The sequence below is a fragment of the Enterocloster alcoholdehydrogenati genome, from assembly GCF_013282095.1.
Lineage (GTDB): Bacteria > Bacillota > Clostridia > Lachnospirales > Lachnospiraceae > Enterocloster > Enterocloster alcoholdehydrogenati.
On the sequence record NZ_BLTJ01000011.1, the window covers coordinates 50,028 to 65,370 of the forward strand.

At 50.9% G+C, this 15,343-nt stretch carries 26 protein-coding genes; all 26 read left to right on the forward strand.

Annotated features, from left to right (window positions below):
* Window positions 1-11 precede the first annotated feature (11 nt).
* The 26 genes from HW447_RS12940 to HW447_RS13065 all read left to right on the forward strand — a co-directional run bounded on the left by HW447_RS12940 (window position 12) and on the right by HW447_RS13065 (window position 15,309).
* Complete coding sequence (locus HW447_RS12940; protein WP_330589212.1) at window positions 12-452, forward strand: hypothetical protein; 441 nt, start codon at window positions 12-14, stop codon at window positions 450-452.
* A gap of 167 nt (window positions 453-619) precedes the next feature.
* On the forward strand, window positions 620-1,225 hold the full coding sequence (locus HW447_RS12945) for a hypothetical protein (RefSeq protein ID WP_009258038.1): 606 nt from the start codon (window positions 620-622) through the stop codon (window positions 1,223-1,225).
* Window positions 1,226-1,499: 274 nt separating this feature from the next.
* Window positions 1,500-1,907 (forward strand): single-stranded DNA-binding protein, encoded by a 408-nt coding sequence (locus HW447_RS12950; RefSeq protein ID WP_024729861.1) that lies wholly within the window; start codon window positions 1,500-1,502, stop codon window positions 1,905-1,907.
* 109 nt (window positions 1,908-2,016) lie between these two features.
* Window positions 2,017-2,832 (forward strand): hypothetical protein, encoded by an 816-nt coding sequence (locus HW447_RS12955; protein WP_024729860.1) that lies wholly within the window; start codon window positions 2,017-2,019, stop codon window positions 2,830-2,832.
* A gap of 32 nt (window positions 2,833-2,864) precedes the next feature.
* The gene (locus HW447_RS12960; protein WP_024729859.1) at window positions 2,865-3,938 is read left to right on the forward strand and encodes a DUF932 domain-containing protein; all 1,074 of its coding nucleotides are present in this window, start codon (window positions 2,865-2,867) and stop codon (window positions 3,936-3,938) included.
* Window positions 3,939-3,979: 41 nt separating this feature from the next.
* Complete coding sequence (locus HW447_RS12965) at window positions 3,980-4,825, forward strand: hypothetical protein (protein ID WP_024729858.1); 846 nt, start codon at window positions 3,980-3,982, stop codon at window positions 4,823-4,825.
* Between the two features lie 98 nt (window positions 4,826-4,923).
* Window positions 4,924-5,463, forward strand: coding sequence for a sigma-70 RNA polymerase sigma factor region 4 domain-containing protein (locus HW447_RS12970; protein ID WP_024729857.1), 540 nt, complete (start codon window positions 4,924-4,926; stop codon window positions 5,461-5,463).
* Window positions 5,464-5,501: 38 nt separating this feature from the next.
* Complete coding sequence (locus HW447_RS12975) at window positions 5,502-5,750, forward strand: hypothetical protein (RefSeq protein WP_024738449.1); 249 nt, start codon at window positions 5,502-5,504, stop codon at window positions 5,748-5,750.
* 96 nt (window positions 5,751-5,846) lie between these two features.
* Window positions 5,847-6,530 carry a YkgJ family cysteine cluster protein gene (locus HW447_RS12980; protein WP_024729855.1) on the forward strand — a complete coding sequence of 228 codons (684 nt, stop codon included), beginning with the start codon at window positions 5,847-5,849 and terminating at the stop codon, window positions 6,528-6,530.
* 181 nt (window positions 6,531-6,711) lie between these two features.
* Complete coding sequence (locus HW447_RS12985; protein WP_024729854.1) at window positions 6,712-7,152, forward strand: DUF7659 family protein; 441 nt, start codon at window positions 6,712-6,714, stop codon at window positions 7,150-7,152.
* Between the two features lie 12 nt (window positions 7,153-7,164).
* Window positions 7,165-7,620, forward strand: a complete 456-nt coding sequence (locus tag HW447_RS12990; protein ID WP_024729853.1) for a hypothetical protein — start codon at window positions 7,165-7,167, stop codon at window positions 7,618-7,620.
* A gap of 32 nt (window positions 7,621-7,652) precedes the next feature.
* Window positions 7,653-8,423, forward strand: a complete 771-nt coding sequence (locus tag HW447_RS12995; protein WP_009258028.1) for a methyltransferase — start codon at window positions 7,653-7,655, stop codon at window positions 8,421-8,423.
* A gap of 120 nt (window positions 8,424-8,543) precedes the next feature.
* The gene (locus HW447_RS13000) at window positions 8,544-9,149 is read left to right on the forward strand and encodes a DUF6809 family protein (protein ID WP_024729852.1); all 606 of its coding nucleotides are present in this window, start codon (window positions 8,544-8,546) and stop codon (window positions 9,147-9,149) included.
* 30 nt (window positions 9,150-9,179) lie between these two features.
* Window positions 9,180-9,536: a hypothetical protein gene (locus tag HW447_RS13005; protein WP_024729851.1), complete on the forward strand. Its 357-nt coding sequence runs from the start codon at window positions 9,180-9,182 to the stop codon at window positions 9,534-9,536.
* Window positions 9,537-9,580: 44 nt separating this feature from the next.
* A complete protein-coding gene (locus tag HW447_RS13010; RefSeq protein ID WP_024729850.1) occupies window positions 9,581-10,261 on the forward strand; it encodes a hypothetical protein in 681 nt (226 codons plus the stop codon).
* On the forward strand, window positions 10,254-10,748 hold the full coding sequence (locus HW447_RS13015; RefSeq protein ID WP_024729849.1) for an adenylosuccinate lyase: 495 nt from the start codon (window positions 10,254-10,256) through the stop codon (window positions 10,746-10,748). Before HW447_RS13010 ends, HW447_RS13015 begins: the two co-directional genes overlap by 8 nt.
* 37 nt (window positions 10,749-10,785) lie before the next feature.
* Entirely contained in the window at window positions 10,786-10,947 is a 162-nt protein-coding gene (locus tag HW447_RS13020; protein WP_155859878.1) for a hypothetical protein, read from the forward strand.
* A 64-nt stretch (window positions 10,948-11,011) separates the two neighbouring features.
* Complete coding sequence (locus HW447_RS13025; RefSeq protein WP_024729848.1) at window positions 11,012-11,881, forward strand: hypothetical protein; 870 nt, start codon at window positions 11,012-11,014, stop codon at window positions 11,879-11,881.
* A gap of 26 nt (window positions 11,882-11,907) precedes the next feature.
* Complete coding sequence (locus HW447_RS13030; protein WP_009258022.1) at window positions 11,908-12,456, forward strand: hypothetical protein; 549 nt, start codon at window positions 11,908-11,910, stop codon at window positions 12,454-12,456.
* Window positions 12,457-12,573: 117 nt separating this feature from the next.
* Window positions 12,574-12,825 (forward strand): type II toxin-antitoxin system RelB/DinJ family antitoxin, encoded by a 252-nt coding sequence (locus tag HW447_RS13035; RefSeq protein ID WP_009258021.1) that lies wholly within the window; start codon window positions 12,574-12,576, stop codon window positions 12,823-12,825.
* On the forward strand, window positions 12,822-13,211 hold the full coding sequence (locus HW447_RS13040; RefSeq protein WP_009258020.1) for a type II toxin-antitoxin system death-on-curing family toxin: 390 nt from the start codon (window positions 12,822-12,824) through the stop codon (window positions 13,209-13,211). Before HW447_RS13035 ends, HW447_RS13040 begins: the two co-directional genes overlap by 4 nt.
* Before the next feature lie 173 nt (window positions 13,212-13,384).
* Window positions 13,385-13,822: a hypothetical protein gene (locus HW447_RS13045; protein WP_024729847.1), complete on the forward strand. Its 438-nt coding sequence runs from the start codon at window positions 13,385-13,387 to the stop codon at window positions 13,820-13,822.
* Window positions 13,823-13,840: 18 nt separating this feature from the next.
* Complete coding sequence (locus HW447_RS13050) at window positions 13,841-14,080, forward strand: hypothetical protein (protein ID WP_024729846.1); 240 nt, start codon at window positions 13,841-13,843, stop codon at window positions 14,078-14,080.
* The gene (locus tag HW447_RS13055; protein ID WP_024729845.1) at window positions 14,077-14,448 is read left to right on the forward strand and encodes a hypothetical protein; all 372 of its coding nucleotides are present in this window, start codon (window positions 14,077-14,079) and stop codon (window positions 14,446-14,448) included. The genes HW447_RS13050 and HW447_RS13055 overlap by 4 nt, the downstream gene beginning before the upstream one ends.
* On the forward strand, window positions 14,417-15,019 hold the full coding sequence (locus HW447_RS13060; protein ID WP_024729844.1) for a hypothetical protein: 603 nt from the start codon (window positions 14,417-14,419) through the stop codon (window positions 15,017-15,019). Before HW447_RS13055 ends, HW447_RS13060 begins: the two co-directional genes overlap by 32 nt.
* 17 nt (window positions 15,020-15,036) lie before the next feature.
* Complete coding sequence (locus HW447_RS13065; protein WP_024729843.1) at window positions 15,037-15,309, forward strand: hypothetical protein; 273 nt, start codon at window positions 15,037-15,039, stop codon at window positions 15,307-15,309.
* The last annotated feature ends 34 nt before the right edge of the window (window positions 15,310-15,343 follow it).

The window sequence follows — 15,343 nt, forward strand, 5'->3', positions numbered from 1 at the left end:
GGCGAAAGATTTTGTTGACCTTTTTGGCCGGGCTCGCAAGCATTGCCCTCAGCCTAATCATCTTCATTATTACCACAGACCATATCCTGCTGGTACTGGGCAGCATAATCTTTCTTGCCTCTCTGGTACTGGTTAGGAGCTTATGGAGCACCATCGCCCGGGGCCAGTATGAGATCGTAGAAGGCGTCTGCTCCAGCGTTGTCTCGCCTATGATGCGGCAGTATCGCAAGATCCAACTAATAGACGAACAAGGTGCGGAGCGCACTTTACTGTTAAGTAAGTCCGCCAAGTTCCAGATTGGCGCCCGGTATCGTTTTTACTTTCAAAGCAGCAGCCACCCCACTGTTGGAAACGACTATCTGGACGCGGCTCTCTCCACCAACAGCTTCCTGGGATATGAGGCCCTTGGCGAGCCGGCTGTCCAAGAGGAACAGGCTAAGGAGAACGGCTAAACCTACGGCAAAATAGGAAAGGGATACGGTGCAGGCTACATAACCACAGCATCGTATCTCTTTTTCTTACTCCTCTATCCACTATTTTTACAAAGTTTGATTTGCTGCAGAAAAACGGGGGATTTTTCCTATTTAATAGGTAGAATCTAAAAAGGAGGGCTACCCCCATGTACAAACCACACACGATTGAGCAATACAAAATCCAACAGTTTCTGGATCATACCTTTGCTATGGAGCACTTTCTGGTCTCTCCATTATCCCGCTCCGCACTCATGCTGGAGGACAGATGCGGTGAGCGGATTGCCTTTTCCTTTTCAGACAACGAAGTGCGTGAAATCCCAATCCCTTCTGCGCCATCCCCGGACAAGGTGAAATCGTTCATCCGCAGCTTTCGGGCGCTTGGAGCTAAACCACATCTGCGCACCTTTGAAGATGTCACCCGCTGGTGGCTGAATCACCCGAATCCGCTGACCTACCAACAGGCTCTCGGTCTGCCGGATGAACTTTACCGCCGTTTTCTTTCCTCCACCCTGATTGAAGACGAAGACGCCCAGCGTCTGGCCGCATCAGGGCTTGTTTCGGAAGATGCTTACCAGGACATTCAGCTCTGGTATCTCAACGGCAACACTGCCGACTGCTGGCTCGGCCCCCTCGGTATAGATGGAACAGGCAATCTCTATGCGCTGACCTTCAACTATGGTACACCCCGGGCCAAGGAACTGAAATTCTACCTGTTGGACGATTACTACCGCCACATGAACCACATATTGTAACTCGCCGGGCTAAAATATCTATATATAGTATTATATCACTTGACAAACACAAGATACGGTGTTACACTTAACCTGTAATTGATTTTTGTGCGTTCCCCATGTGGGATACAGATGAAACATCTGTACCGCAAGGCCCAAAGCCCTGCATTGCACACGCAGTTAAGTTTGTATGCTGTATCAAGTGTCAGTGGTATTGCCACGCCCTTTTCGGGTTGGTATCCGCTGGCACTTTTTATATATAGATAGTAACGCCGATGGCGAAGAAAGGAGTGTTATGGCACAAATCTATGTATTTGGCCGAGTCATGCACGAGCTTACTCCCAAAGAGAGCCAGTCAAAGCAGCCGTATGTTTGTTTTGATTTGATGGAACGCTCCGGAGGTGAACATCCGAACTTCTATCAAGTATGGGCCCGCGGCGACCAGGCTGCCCGGCTCGCACGGCTCAAGGTCAAAAAGGGAAGCATGATCTGGCTCACTGGATCGCAGAAACTGGTGGATGTACGGCAAAAGGACGGGGCCACAGTCAAAAAGTTGAAAGTATGGCTGACGGACTTTGGCTTTCTTCCTGGGCAATCTTCCAGAGCAAAAGCGGAACATGAGCAGCATGACTCTGACGCAGCGGCAACCGCTCCAGCCCCCTCCGAGGTAATGGACGGCGACCGCGAATCCCTGCCGGAATAAAATCCGGCACTGCAAGAGGGACCGTATCAAGTTTTCAGAATGAACTGAAGCTTGGTGCGGTCCCTTTTTTTGTTTTCAAGCAAAACTTAAAAGGAAGGACGGTAACAACATGAGTAACGACAAAGGACTTTTGAGCGGCAGCATCACAATCCTGATCGGTGCTGTCATCGCCATCATGGCTTTGGTACGCGGACCCTGGCAAGCGTGGCTTCTGATAGGGGTATTTACCCTCTGGGGGCTTTGGGTCGTGCTGATCCTCCTGCTCCCCTATATGCAGCAGGCCAGGCGCCGCCGTCAGCGTCAGCAGAGGGAACGCCAGCTCCATGCCGAGGGTATCGCGCAGAACACCTTTACGGTGCCGGAGCTTGAAGGACCTGTACCAGACGATCTGCTGCTCCGCTATGCCAACCACCGGATTTTGACTTATCTGCGTTCATCTTTTCCCAACGCCTGCTTTGAGTGGTGTGAAAAGAGGCCGGCGGATTTGATTCGCAGCAACGGCACAGGGCGTATCCGCCTTTACAATGTGGAGGCGTTCGACCATGCGGACATCACCTTCGGTAAGGACGCAACCATTCGCTGTGACCTGCTCAAGATCGTACCGCTGTCTAAAGCGGGGACGGAACAGGGGGAACAGGCAGACATCCCGCCCAACAAGCAGCCTATCGACCCGCGTATCTGGTATGAGAACAACGGGCGCACAGTCATGGAGACGCTGATTGCTGACCTGAACTCACGCGGCCACAGCAAACTCACACTGAAAGAAAACGGGGACATCTGCATCCAGCAGGGTGAAGAGCTTGTCCCGCAGGAACATCTTTCCAACTTTCCGGCAAAGGTCTACTGGCCTCGTCTGGTGGAAGTGTTTGAGAGCAACGGTCTGGCTGCTGAAACAACAGCGCAGGGCATCCAGGTCTCCTGGTAACCGCCATCGTCATGAGAAGGGAGTGAAATAACATGAAATCAGGGATCAGTCTTGTGGAAATGGCACAGGAAATCCAGCGGCAGAACGATTTGAAGGCCGATTATATGCTGGACACCCGGAGTCTCCGGTTGGAGCCTTTTGGTGGCGGGCTGTATCTCAACGCTTACGACCAATCCGGTGATTATGCCGTGGAGCCGCTGGAGGTCAACGCCATCGCACACAGGCAGATCGGAACGCACCTCAAGATCCCGGCAGCCTATTATGACAAGATGCTGGAGGAATACCCCGAGCTGCTGGCGCAGAATGTGAATGCCTGGTTCCAGCGGGAGCCGGCTGTGCGTATGGTTCGCACCATAGACGGCACAGCGCGGGCGTTTCTCAGCAACCGCTACCGGCGTATCGACAACCTCGATATTGCCGGGATTGTCCTTCCAGTCCTTCAGGAGATGGAAGGGATGCACTTTGAGAGCTGCCAGCTCACCGACAGCCGTATGTACATCAAGGTTGTCAACACCCGTTTGGAGGCAGAGGTCGTACCCGGTGACATCGTGCAGTCCGGTATTATTATCAGCAACAGCGAGGTAGGCCTGGGCTCGGTGAGCATCCAGCCGCTGGTCTATCGTCTGGTGTGCAGCAACGGTATGGTGGTAAACGACGCCCAGACGCGCCGCAACCATGTAGGCCGTGTCAATGAGGCTTCGGAGAACTACCAGCTGTATTCGGAAAAGACGCTGGAGGCCGATGACAAAGCCTTCGCCATGAAGATCCAGGACACGGTGCGGGCCGTAGTAGACGAGGTACGCTTTACCCGTGTGGTCAACATGATGCGGGAAGCCAAGGATGCCCCCATGAATACTGCCGCTGTCCCTGACATTGTGAAGCTCGTAAGCAAGGATTTTCACATCACGGACGATGAAAGCTCCGGTGTGCTGCAGCGGTTGATTGAAGGCAACGATCTGACCTTATATGGTCTGTCCAACGCCGTAACGCGCCACAGCCAGGATGTTAAGGACTATGACCGGGCAACCGCGCTGGAAGGCATCGGCTACAACATTCTCTCCATGCCGGCACGGCAGTGGAGCCGAATTAACCAGATGGCCGCTTAAATGGCTGCCATCCATCAAAAAATTAACAGGAGGAATGAACTATGTACGAACAGAACACTTCTATGGTGGCCGCAAACGAGCAGAACAAATTCTTGCTTCCGGCGATGGTGGAGGGCGACTTCAGCCGCGATGAGATCGCAGAAGATGCGGATGGGCTTCAGATGATGAGCTTCCAGCGGGTGAAGATTCCCGCCGGCGGCGCCCTGCAGTTTGAAGTTCCCACGGAAGATCCCGACAATCCGGATTATACCCGGACGCTGGAGGGCATCATCCTCTACAACCACTCTGCCTATACTCTGTGGCCGGAAGGCAGCGAGTATGACGAAGACACCAAACCGCTCTGCTCCTCTGTAGATGGCAAAACAGGGATCGGCGTACCGGGAGGTGCGTGTGCTACCTGCCCCATGAATGCGTATGGATCGGCCAAGGATGGCGGCCGCGGCAAGGCGTGCAAGAATATGAGGCATCTCTATCTGCTGCGCAGTGGTGAATATATGCCTCTGCTGGTCTCCCTGCCGCCCACCAGCATCAGGCCGTTCAAGGAGTTCCTGAACAGGGCTTTTGTCTATCGCCAGCGTGCCACCTATGGCAGTCTGGTCCAGATCGGCCTCAAGAAAGATAGCAACGGCAGCAATGATTATAGCGTTGCAACTTTCCGCCTTTTGCGTGATTTCCAGGGGGAAGAGCTGGCCCAGATCCGCGCCTATGCCAATGTCTTCAAGGGGCAAATCAAAACTATCAACATTCAGCGGGCGCTGATCAATGAGGAACAGCGGGCCAACGATTGCGACTATGAGATCCCGGAATCTGCCACTGCGGCCCCGGCCTCGGATGGAAGCTATGTGGTCGGCGAGATCAACGGCGACTATGAACAGTTGCCGGCGTAACTGTTTTTGTTGCGGCAATGCCGCATGATACATCATCAAGGGACACCTCCGGCGTAAGTCGGAGGTATCCCTTTTTTATTTAGAACGGAGGAAAATTTATGTTGTGTGAAGTACCGTTGACAAAGGAGCAGCAGGATTTTGCCGCTGAACACCATGGCCTGGTCTATAAATTTCTCAATGACAACCATCTTCCAGAGAATGAATTCTATGATGTGGTTATTTTCCCGTATTTGAAGGCTGTGCAGGACTACTGTAATAGCGCATCTGCACAAAAGTATTCTTTTAGCACTATTGCGATTCGACAAATGAAATTTCGCTTATACGATTATTTCCGTACACAGGCGCGCCGCAAGCGTAATACAGAAGTCATCAGCATCCATCTGGGCCTATACTCGGATGGCGTTCCGCTGGAAGAGGTGCTGCCGGGTCAGGACCGTCTCATGCAGGAATTTGAAATGCAGCAGATGCTCCATGATCTGGCTTCCCATGTTTCTGAACAACAGATGAAAATTGTCCGCATGAAGGGTTACGGCTATGGCATCAGGGAGATTTCCAGCCACGAAAAAATACCGATGAAACGCATCCAGGAACTTCTTGATGAGGTCCATACTGTGTTTTTGAGGTTATGCCGCGAGTAACCCTCTATCTACCACAAACAGAATGGAGGTCGAAGTATATGACGAAATCAAAAAAATCTATTGTGATGCGCGGAGCACTTCTGCGTCCGCTGGTGATTGGACAGGGCGCACTTCTTCATGCAGGTGGTAAGATCTATCATACCTCCCGTGTGGTAGCCATCCACGATCAGTCAGATGATATGGTACGCTTTGAAACGCTCAACTCCAATTACTGCCTCTCAATGGCCCCTTTTCCGCTGGCGGCCTGCAACCCGCTCCCGATGGTGAGTCTGGCCGTGTGCGCGTAAAGCGGTTGTAAGAAGATACCGGGACAACAGAGCTTGTCCTATATGTTTTGGGCCGTGACGGATTTCCCGCCACGGCCCTTTTTTCGGAGGATTGTCATGGATGATCAAAAAACAATAGTAGTGTCCGTTCATGCCAAAGACTGTGTGGACTACCAGTGCCGCAGGTGTGGACAATGCTGCCGTCATATCAAGGATAGTTTGATGGTGGAGAGCCTGGATGCCTACCGGTTGGCAAACTATTTGCGTGGCTGTGATCCCAACATCTGCACTATAGACGATGTGTTGACCCGATACTGCGAGCCTATGCCGCTGACCCAAGAGTGCTTTCCCATCTTCATGCTGAAAACCACGGGGCCGGACGATTCCTGTATTTTCCTGAAGGATGGGTTGTGCAGCATCTACGAGGCACGCCCACGGACCTGCCGGCTCTATCCCTTTTCTGTAGGACCCGGCGAGCGGGGCCGTGATTTTGAATACTGCCTCTGCTTTGACCGCAATCAGCAGTATCATTTCAACGGCGGAAAGGTTTCCGTCAAAGACTGGTTTTATCGCAATTTCCCCAGAGTGGAGAAAGAGTATTTGAAACAGGAATATGCCGCTATCACGGAAATCGGTAAGCGGATGCGCTCGATCTCTCCGGAACTATGCAAACAGATGACCTTCCAAGTGCTGTTTTACCGATATTATAACTTCGATTTGGATCAGCCGTTCCTTGAGCAATACGCGCAGAACACCCGCCTGCTGTTAGAAAAGCTTCGGCAATTCGAGGTGGAAAGGTAGGGTGCTGTGATGATGTATGCCTTGGAGCACCTGACCCGTCAAGGGCCAGGGCCTCAGTGGAAGCAATATGCTGTTTGTGCGAATAAAGACCTTTTAGAACGGATTTGCCGCAGTCAGCCCCGTCCAGAAGAATGGCGTGTCAGGCTATCTGTACAGCAGAGGAAAAAGGAGGCCGCATAATATGAAAAACCAATATCAGGAGCTGCGGAATCGCCAGCAGGAGGAAGTCAACGCCTTTCCCATGTTTTTTGCGTTCGATCAACAGCAGTTCGCAGAGGGAATGCGCCGGCTCGGCCTGCGCCCTTCCGACATGAATCAGGTGTATGCGATCGCTGGCACCGGTGGATTTTACCGCAAAAGCGATGCGCCGAAGCTGCATGAAATGTTTGCCCGGCACCGCAAGGAGCTTGAGGAGGCCATTGCCGCTGATAAAGCTGGAGACAATTTCATTTATGAAATGTTCCTGACTGAACTTTCCAACCACGAATACGGCTATACCGGCGATGTTCAAGACACGCTTGATGCCCTGGGTATCACTCCCCAATACATGGAGGCCATGCCTCAGCTGAAAGCTGGTTTGGACTTGGCCTGCCAAAAAGTAATGCAGAATGACTGTTTTTAAGGAGGCCATGTGATGGAGCAGCAACACTATTTCCCACCGCTTCATGGCGCTGTGGATTGTGAAAAATGCGAGGTGCGGGATTGCTGGTGCCGGGGAAAATTCCAACGGAATCGGCGCGATATGCCCCACACATCTGGAAGGTGCCCCAGGCTGCCTGACCTCTGCGGTTTTGTAGAAAAGGAAGAACGCGAGCTGTATAAAGCGACTTTTATGCTCGTTCATGCAGAGTATGGCGTCGGCGGTCTGCATTTGACGCTCACGATTCCCGGTCACAAGAGAAATCGGAAGGTCTACCAGACCAAAAGCGGGTACTGGTACTGCAACCTGACCAGCGAGAAGGGGTGTCCAGAACGGCAGGTGTTGAATTTGGAGGGCTACCAGTCCAAAGAAGATATTCTGCGGCACATGAAAAGCCTTCGGACCGACTACTGCATTCTTCGCTGCAGTATGGAAGGTTTCACTGTCTAAACTGTACCAAACCACATAAATGGAGGATACCCATGAGTAAGCTGACCAAAAGAGAAATTCAGCTCCACGATCAGGCGGTTTGTCTCCTGCAGAAAGAACACCTTTCCCACGAAGATAAGCTTTTTATCTTTGAAAATTTCCGGGAAGACGCGGAGCACATCAATAGCAAGTCCGGTGCATTTTTTACTCCTTTTGGACTTGCCAACGATTTTACTCTCCAGATTCCGTGCCTATACGGAAAGACGATCAGAATTATCGACCTGTGTGCTGGAATCGGCGTACTGAGCTATGCGGCACAGCTGGAATGCAGTGACCGTAGCCGCTGCTATGCCGATATTACCTGTGTAGAACTGAATCCGCACTATGTTGAGGTTGGTAAAAAAGTTGTGCCAGAGGCCACATGGATATGCGCGGATGTTCTTGATCCCTTTCTGCCTGACCTCTTGGGCCAATTTGACTTCGCGATTGCAAATCCGCCGTTTGGTCGAATTGCAAACAATTACCGCAAAAGCTACATGAGCGGCGAATTTGAATACATGGTAATAGAGGCGGCCTCCCGTATTGCAAAGGAAGGTGCGTTCATAATACCGCAAATGAGCGCGCCATTCGTATATAGCGGAACGGAAGACCATCGCTGGCTTCAGGAAGGGCGTGCCAGAACATTTGAAAAAAGGACTGGGATTTTATTGGAGTTTAACCAAGGGATCGACACGGCCTACTATAAAAATGACTGGCATTGCACCGCGCCAATATGCGAAATCGTATGTTGTGACTTTGCAGGGACAGATACCTCTGCCGCCTAAAGGAGCAGGCGGTTTGTCCTCATGAACAATCAAGAAGCCGGTCCCTGTTCTGGGGCCTCACATAAACCGCTACAGGCCCGAAGGCACTGGCGGTTTTTCTCTATATGGAGGTGACGAATTTTGAATTTGCACGAAACGGAATATGGCCGCAGATTTTTCAATTCCCAGCTGCCTAATCTTATCAAGGCTCTGGAACGAATCGCCGAAAGTCTGTCTGCGCCCAAGCAGTCCTTATCAGCCGATTTTGTCGCTGACCCTGATTTTCTTCATGATCTCTACTATGGAGATTATGAGCCGAGCGTGTTCAAAACACAAAGCGAGCACCAGAAGCAGCTTAACCATAATGCTTCAATGGCAGAGGAACTCCTGCGCCAGAAAATGGGCAATTCCCCGGAAGCCATGGCCGCCTTTGAAGCGTACCAGCTTGCCGCCGGTGAGTGCAGCAGCATTGTGGCCGAGCAGGCTTTTGAGTCCGGTTTTCAGACCGCAGTACAAATGCTGGTAGCCGGGCTTATACCGCCTGAAAACAAATTTGCCGCTGAAGTTCCCCTTACCACGCAAGAACTCCGGAAGATGGACGGGGAACAAGTATTTTGTCTTGATATGAATGAGGAGGTCAGGGTTGTGGCCCGCAAAAAAGGATTCATTCAAGTCACCAACGACAAAGAGATCCATCGCATAACAGGCTTGACCTTATACCGGCATCGGCCAAGTTGGTGCCAATAAAATTTTAAGAAATGCAATGGAGGACACAATATGAAACTTTCTGAAGACGAAGCAAAGAGATTTCTTGAGCGTCTTTGCCCTCTGCAGGAGACGGAACAGCAGCTTCTCTGCCCGCGGTGCGGCCGCAACGAATTATACTCCGGGCTGTATTTTTTCCTGAACAGTTTGAGCAGATACGCTCATGTATATATCTGCGAAAAGTGCTGGATGGATGAGGCTCTGCGGGAAATAGACGGCAATCCAGTTCCCCTGACCAGCTGGAACGCAGTTCTTCCTTTTGTTTTGAGAGGCGAGATTCCTCCATCGGACAGCCCCTGCCAAGACACCAATGCGTCTGCTGGCCTCATGCAAACCGGAGAGATTCACAATAGCAGTCAGACTGTGTAAAACAAGATCTGACCAGTCGTGAAAATTATGAGGCATTGAAAATTATGAAATATGTGGACTATCATCTGCCCAGTGGAGTAGACTTCTCTTCCATCACCTACGAGGATATTCGCTGGCAATATGGCGTATTCCGCTGTAACAGCACGGGCTCCGGCCGGGATAAAAAGCATTTGCCGTGGGACGGTGTAAAAACCAATCTTGGAGAGATTGAAGAAAAGGACTGGTGCAGGCTGGCGGAGGCTGTCATCGAACGCGATGGGGAGACACATCTGCTAAAGCATCTGATCCAATGGTGCAGCGAACACAATTATATCGGGGCATCAGCCACTGAACTGCGAAAAGAAGCCCTTCAGCTACACATTGATCGGGTTTTCGACAATCCGCAATGGGGCGGCTACCTTCCTTTCAATAAGAGATACCGTCCAGAAGTCTGGCGAGCCGCTCATATCGTATATGTGCGGAACGAATGCTGCCATAAGATTTCCCCCGTTACACAAGAGCAGATCGACCATGCGTACAACGGGACAATCCCCTGCCCACACTGCGGAAGATGGAGTGAATTCATCGTTTTGGGAATCCGGCTTCAGCCGGAGCCACTGGTTCCCTGCTTGAATTGTGATTGTCATGATCCTGATATGGGCTGTACCATGCCCAGCATTGATAAGAGTTACGCCTGCCCTTTGGTAAGCTGTGATGATGAGCAAACGGAGGTGCTGGATGAGTAGGTATCTGAAACTGCGGGACCATGGTTATTTGATGGAGGCGGCAGCCTGTACAAAGGTGCTGGAAGATCTGCGCCGCATAGAAGCAAAATATGCCCGGACGGTGGAGAAAGAAGGCGCTGTCCGGCAGGCTGAATTTGAGAAAGTGATGCAATACCACAGCGAGCGGGAACTCCAGGATGACTTCGGATGGGGTTTCATCACCGAGGCTCAATACGACCGGTACCGGCTTCTTTTTCAGCAGGGGCAGGCTGCCATGGAGCAGCTGCCGCCGACAAAGAGCGAACTGGCTCTGCGCCTGGTGCGCCGCATCATGGCGGATATTGACGCAGATCGCCGGGAGTGGGAGTTTTCTGCACTCTCCCCGGAAGATCAGCAAGCGGAACGGGCACGGGCCGAGCAGTCGCAGAAAGAGTGGAAGCGAAAAATCGCGGAGCTGAAACGGAAGCGCGGTATCATCGAGGCCAGCGAGGACATGGAGGAAGGGTGATCACCATTTCGCGTACAGTCTATCAAGGAGGATATGGATGATGGAAATCTTCAAAAGCCAAAAGCCTGCAGTTTGCGGTACTGCCAAGCGGCCCATCCACCGTTGGCTGCTGCCGCCTAAAAAGCAGCAGGCATATCGCTTTTATTCCACCGCTCATTTTCATGTTTACGAGCGGTGCCGTCATTTTCGACGCGGATAATAAAGGCACATTTATTGATGAATCAAGGGGACTTGCTTTTTCCCCATCAAGGGAGGAATGGACTATGATTTATAAGAAACCGGGTGAGAAATTCTCACATGAGAACATCACCTACACAGTAGGCAGCCGCGTCCTCGCCAATGAAGCGAGTGAGTACAGCGGGCTCTTCGGGCGCATCCTTGAAATTCGCACGGATGATGACCGGGAAACTGAAAATGATACGCCGGACATCTATTGTAAATTTGACCCGCCGTACCTTTCCGCTGCCCGCCGCGCACTGGAGCAGACTTTTTCTGAGCTCTATGGTGCGCCAAAGCGTGTGGAGGATTTAGGGCTGGAACTGGTCATCATGGCGCCTGAAATGTTGACGCCTCTGGCCGTTCCCGAGCAGGCGTATCCCCAAGGTACGCTTTATGTCGTCGTCTCGCACTGGGCCACTGACGGGGAATTTGGCTCTTATGAGGCTCCGTTCACTAATTTAATGGATGCCCAGCGGCAATTTCATGACGATCTGAAAAACGAACTGGAGAGCGGCTGCGTTGAGAAATGGCGTGAAAAGAGTCAGTTTGCAGAGGAAGAAACCGCAGAAAGCTATGAGTGCTATCTGGATGGGGAATACTGCGAAAACCACTTTTACCTCTCCATTGAAAAACGGCCTCTGCCGCTGGCTCCTGAATTTATACGCACCGTGGCGGCAGTCTATGAAGATGAGTGCGCACGGGAGGATTTTCTTGATAAAGCTCAAGCTTTGCCGGAGTATCTGGCTCTGACAGAAGATCAGAAAAAACAACTGCTGCACAATGCGGACATCAAAGGGCGCATCAGCCACTACCTGGATCTCTGCGATACCTATTGGGAGTGTTACTGGGATGCAGTATCCAAGGCCGCACAGGATATTTTACAGGATGATCAGCAGGCATCCCCACAAAAGTAATTTCTATTGTGAAATGGAGGAAAACTATGGACGAAAAAGAATTACGCAAGGCACTTGAAATTCATTTGGATACCCTTCGGAGAAATCTGGAAGTCGTATCGCTGGAAGTGCTGAAAACAAAGTACCAAAAACCTTATGAAGAACTGCGGGGGCAAATCTGCAAAGCGGCCACCGAATACACCCGCCATGTAGCTCTATGTGATATTCGTATCCGGCGCAGCCTGTTTGACGAGGCCAAAACCTACATTGATGCAGCAATTCAGCAAACACAGTGCCTGAAAAAGATTTCCGAGGCTGCTTTTCAACGGCAGGATATGGACGAAATTGCAGCCCTGGCCCATACCTTACGAGAGGAAATTGAAAAATCTCTTCACTATTTCTATCTCGATCACATGTGCCTGCTCGTTACCCGCGAGTGCATCGACGATCCCAATAAGGTCCCGGAGATTTACAACAAGGCAACTTCTTGTGTTTGGCGCGATGGTGCGTGGCTGTTAATGGAAGATACCGAAACGGCCATTTTACTTTCCGCTCCCATCATCAACGAGCTGCCTCCTGCAGAAGCTGCCGCATAGATGATACAGCACTCCCTCAAAGACGATTGGTTCCCGTGGCCTTCTTCAATTAAGCATCCTACTCGTTGCATTTGCACATGATATGTAGTATAATTGTAGTGCAAGGAGGTCGATTATATGGATACCAATATGACATTTAGAATAGATAGTCAGGTCAAAGCGCAAATGGCCGCCATCTGCGAGCAGCTGGGCATATCCACATCCACCGCATTCAACATTTTTGCAAATGCCTTTGTCCGCAATAATGGAATGCCGTTTCCCTTAACTCTTAACACACCATCTGCAGAAATTTCAAGGGAGCAGATGTTGGCGGATACCGATGCGGTTTTAAGTTCTTTCGCTGACGACTATAAGAGGATGGCGGAATGATTTGGGTGACGGTTGAAGATGTTATCGCCGTCCATAGCAGGATCATCAAAGCTTCAGGTGGGTTGGACGGTATTCGGGACCGAAATAGTCTGGAAGCCGCAGTCAATGCTCCGTTGCAAACCTTTGCCGGTTTTGATCTTTTTGAAACGGACCTTGCGAAAATAGCCAGAATAGGGTTTGGACTGGCCTCCAATCATGCCTTTCTTGATGGTAACAAACGGATTGGCGCAATGATGACGCAGTTGCTGCTGAAATGGAACGGCTATGTTCTTGAACTGAAGCCCGGCGAACTTGCGGATATGTTTATCTCTATTGCAAATGGCAGTGCGGGAGAACACGAGCTGCAAGCATGGATCATTCAGCACCTAAAAGATTTTTCTGATTGATCTGCCAGTATTGTATCATTGATACTTTCAATGTTGCTCCACAGAAATAAAACTCTACACTTTTTCTTATTTGACAAATGCCTTGCTATTTGGCAAGGGACACTATCACAAAGGGATCGACAAACAGCGTATTTGCTGTTTGCCGGTCCCTTGTTTTTTAGGAGGATTTTTTGATGAAACTAAAACATCCCACGCATGATCCGAAACCCATGGACGCCCTCTCCTACTACCTGCAAGTGCAGCGGGAGTATGCCCTCGCTCGTGAAGGGTATCTCAGGATTGATGAAGCCGATGATACTTACAATGACTTAAACCGCAAAATAATTGATGCCTACCGTGAACGCTATGGTACCGCCTATTTAGGCCGTATCAACTACAGTGGGAACCAGAGACAGCGGATTGCTGATGGTACTGAAAGCGTCTTTGAAGCCTATACCGGGCAGCCGCTCTATAACTTTTGCTGTGATTTCTGTGTATCAGCTCCAGACCGTACACTGGAAGAATTGATTCGGCACTGGAATAATGCGGATATTCCCTTATCTGAAAAGAAAGTTGATACCATCATGGAGCGTATTCAGGCATTATGCGGCCAGACTTTCATCTGGTATTAACAGAAAGGGCGGTAACCGATGAACTATATCGTCTATGGGAAGAAAATTGGAGACCGCTGTTATGGCGCTATAAATTTGCATGAAGGGAAAGTTGGAGTCGGCCTGGTTTATGCTATGCTGATCCCAGATTGTGACCGCGCCAAGATGTATGCTGACAAGCTGGCTGAGATGGTGCCCGGTTTTATCTTCCAAGTTCGCGGCGCCGGCACTCGCAAGGTCTACTATGAAAGGGCCGGCAAGCCGGAGGAATCGGTATGAGCGCCGGGGAGCCTTCTTTTCTTCTCTGGCTCCGGGAGGTCGTTCAGCCGCAAGCAGACCCCCGTTCCGGGAATGCCGCGGCGCTGGATGATTTCTCGCCGGATGGAATGCGGGAATATTGCTATCCCAAGGAGTTTACGGTGTCCGGCGACGCCTATATGTGGTCGGTTTCAATCGCCCACACAAAGGGGCGGTATCTCTGCACCCACTACGAAATTTGGTTTTTCGGGCCAGCGTTTGGCTCCGGCCAGAGAATCGCCACCGGCAGCCCTACCAAAGCCAAAATACGGCGCGGTCTAAGAAAAATCTATGATTATTACTACGGAGGAAACTCGAATGAAAACGATCCAGCTCACTTTTCTGTTTGAAGACACAGGCTTCTGCAAGGATGTGTTCCAATCTGTAAACCAGCCCTATTACTACTGCAACCGTGATACGGTTGATGGCACATGGTACACTTCTACCCCGGATGATTATCAAAATGATTGCCGCATCCGAAAGGATGTTATCATCGAGATCATCTCGGATGGGCAGGTGATCGCTCTGGATGGAAACGGGGACTTCGAGGGAAAAAAGCCATTCATCCCCTTCTATACCTTTAGGGAACAACTGGCACAAGCGTTCTTGAATAAACACCCGGGGGTCCACAGTTATGAAGATATGAAACAAAAGCTTCTGTTCCTGCCGGGCGGGGAGCCTTACTCTGACCCGAGCAGCTGTCAGGATAACTGGATTTTTGCCCTTGATTTTGGGAATGAAACCGAACAGGTTCTGGAATCTGCCGACTGGATGGGCCGAGAGTATCACATTCTTGCCGTCCAGTACACGCACAAACCCACTGGCTTTGTATTTACAAATTATCGTTTTCGGGCGGCTGTTCTCCCACCGAGGGCTTCCAGCCATGACCTTTTGCTTTACGATTGGCAGGAAGGCCGCTGAAGGAGGGAGGTTAGTTTATGGGAATGTTGCTCATCCGAGAATTGAATGTCAACGGCTGCGGCGATTTTGCCGATGTGCTGGTCCAAACTGACCAGCCGGTAACGCCAGAGCAGATGAAAGAGCTGCACCACGATCTGACACGCCTTAACAACGAACAGGAGTGCCCAGATACGGATGATGTGGTGGAAGAAGCCGTGAAAAACACTTTAGGCGAGACGGCCCGGTGTATCGGCTATGCCCTTCTGGAATATGGAGGGGGCGGCCACCCCTGCGATGAAAAATCCCGTTGACTGCCTTTGTCGAAGCATCGGCAAGCATTTACAT

What these genes read in the sequence shown, in the direction of transcription:
- HW447_RS12945 (WP_009258038.1), top strand. Translation starts at nt 620, where the DNA reads ATGTACAAACCACACACGATTGAGCAATACAAAATCCAACAGTTTCTG.
- HW447_RS12950 (WP_024729861.1), top strand. Translation starts at nt 1,500, where the DNA reads ATGGCACAAATCTATGTATTTGGCCGAGTCATGCACGAGCTTACTCCC.
- HW447_RS12955 (WP_024729860.1), top strand. Translation starts at nt 2,017, where the DNA reads ATGAGTAACGACAAAGGACTTTTGAGCGGCAGCATCACAATCCTGATC.
- HW447_RS12960 (WP_024729859.1), top strand. Translation starts at nt 2,865, where the DNA reads ATGAAATCAGGGATCAGTCTTGTGGAAATGGCACAGGAAATCCAGCGG.
- HW447_RS12965 (WP_024729858.1), top strand. Translation starts at nt 3,980, where the DNA reads ATGTACGAACAGAACACTTCTATGGTGGCCGCAAACGAGCAGAACAAA.
- HW447_RS12970 (WP_024729857.1), top strand. Translation starts at nt 4,924, where the DNA reads ATGTTGTGTGAAGTACCGTTGACAAAGGAGCAGCAGGATTTTGCCGCT.
- HW447_RS12975 (WP_024738449.1), top strand. Translation starts at nt 5,502, where the DNA reads ATGACGAAATCAAAAAAATCTATTGTGATGCGCGGAGCACTTCTGCGT.
- HW447_RS12980 (WP_024729855.1), top strand. Translation starts at nt 5,847, where the DNA reads ATGGATGATCAAAAAACAATAGTAGTGTCCGTTCATGCCAAAGACTGT.
- HW447_RS12985 (WP_024729854.1), top strand. Translation starts at nt 6,712, where the DNA reads ATGAAAAACCAATATCAGGAGCTGCGGAATCGCCAGCAGGAGGAAGTC.
- HW447_RS12990 (WP_024729853.1), top strand. Translation starts at nt 7,165, where the DNA reads ATGGAGCAGCAACACTATTTCCCACCGCTTCATGGCGCTGTGGATTGT.
- HW447_RS12995 (WP_009258028.1), top strand. Translation starts at nt 7,653, where the DNA reads ATGAGTAAGCTGACCAAAAGAGAAATTCAGCTCCACGATCAGGCGGTT.
- HW447_RS13005 (WP_024729851.1), top strand. Translation starts at nt 9,180, where the DNA reads ATGAAACTTTCTGAAGACGAAGCAAAGAGATTTCTTGAGCGTCTTTGC.
- HW447_RS13010 (WP_024729850.1), top strand. Translation starts at nt 9,581, where the DNA reads ATGAAATATGTGGACTATCATCTGCCCAGTGGAGTAGACTTCTCTTCC.
- HW447_RS13015 (WP_024729849.1), top strand. Translation starts at nt 10,254, where the DNA reads ATGAGTAGGTATCTGAAACTGCGGGACCATGGTTATTTGATGGAGGCG.
- HW447_RS13020 (WP_155859878.1), top strand. Translation starts at nt 10,786, where the DNA reads ATGATGGAAATCTTCAAAAGCCAAAAGCCTGCAGTTTGCGGTACTGCC.
- HW447_RS13025 (WP_024729848.1), top strand. Translation starts at nt 11,012, where the DNA reads ATGATTTATAAGAAACCGGGTGAGAAATTCTCACATGAGAACATCACC.
- HW447_RS13030 (WP_009258022.1), top strand. Translation starts at nt 11,908, where the DNA reads ATGGACGAAAAAGAATTACGCAAGGCACTTGAAATTCATTTGGATACC.
- HW447_RS13035 (WP_009258021.1), top strand. Translation starts at nt 12,574, where the DNA reads ATGGATACCAATATGACATTTAGAATAGATAGTCAGGTCAAAGCGCAA.
- HW447_RS13040 (WP_009258020.1), top strand. Translation starts at nt 12,822, where the DNA reads ATGATTTGGGTGACGGTTGAAGATGTTATCGCCGTCCATAGCAGGATC.
- HW447_RS13045 (WP_024729847.1), top strand. Translation starts at nt 13,385, where the DNA reads ATGAAACTAAAACATCCCACGCATGATCCGAAACCCATGGACGCCCTC.
- HW447_RS13050 (WP_024729846.1), top strand. Translation starts at nt 13,841, where the DNA reads ATGAACTATATCGTCTATGGGAAGAAAATTGGAGACCGCTGTTATGGC.
- HW447_RS13055 (WP_024729845.1), top strand. Translation starts at nt 14,077, where the DNA reads ATGAGCGCCGGGGAGCCTTCTTTTCTTCTCTGGCTCCGGGAGGTCGTT.
- HW447_RS13060 (WP_024729844.1), top strand. Translation starts at nt 14,417, where the DNA reads ATGAAAACGATCCAGCTCACTTTTCTGTTTGAAGACACAGGCTTCTGC.
- HW447_RS13065 (WP_024729843.1), top strand. Translation starts at nt 15,037, where the DNA reads ATGGGAATGTTGCTCATCCGAGAATTGAATGTCAACGGCTGCGGCGAT.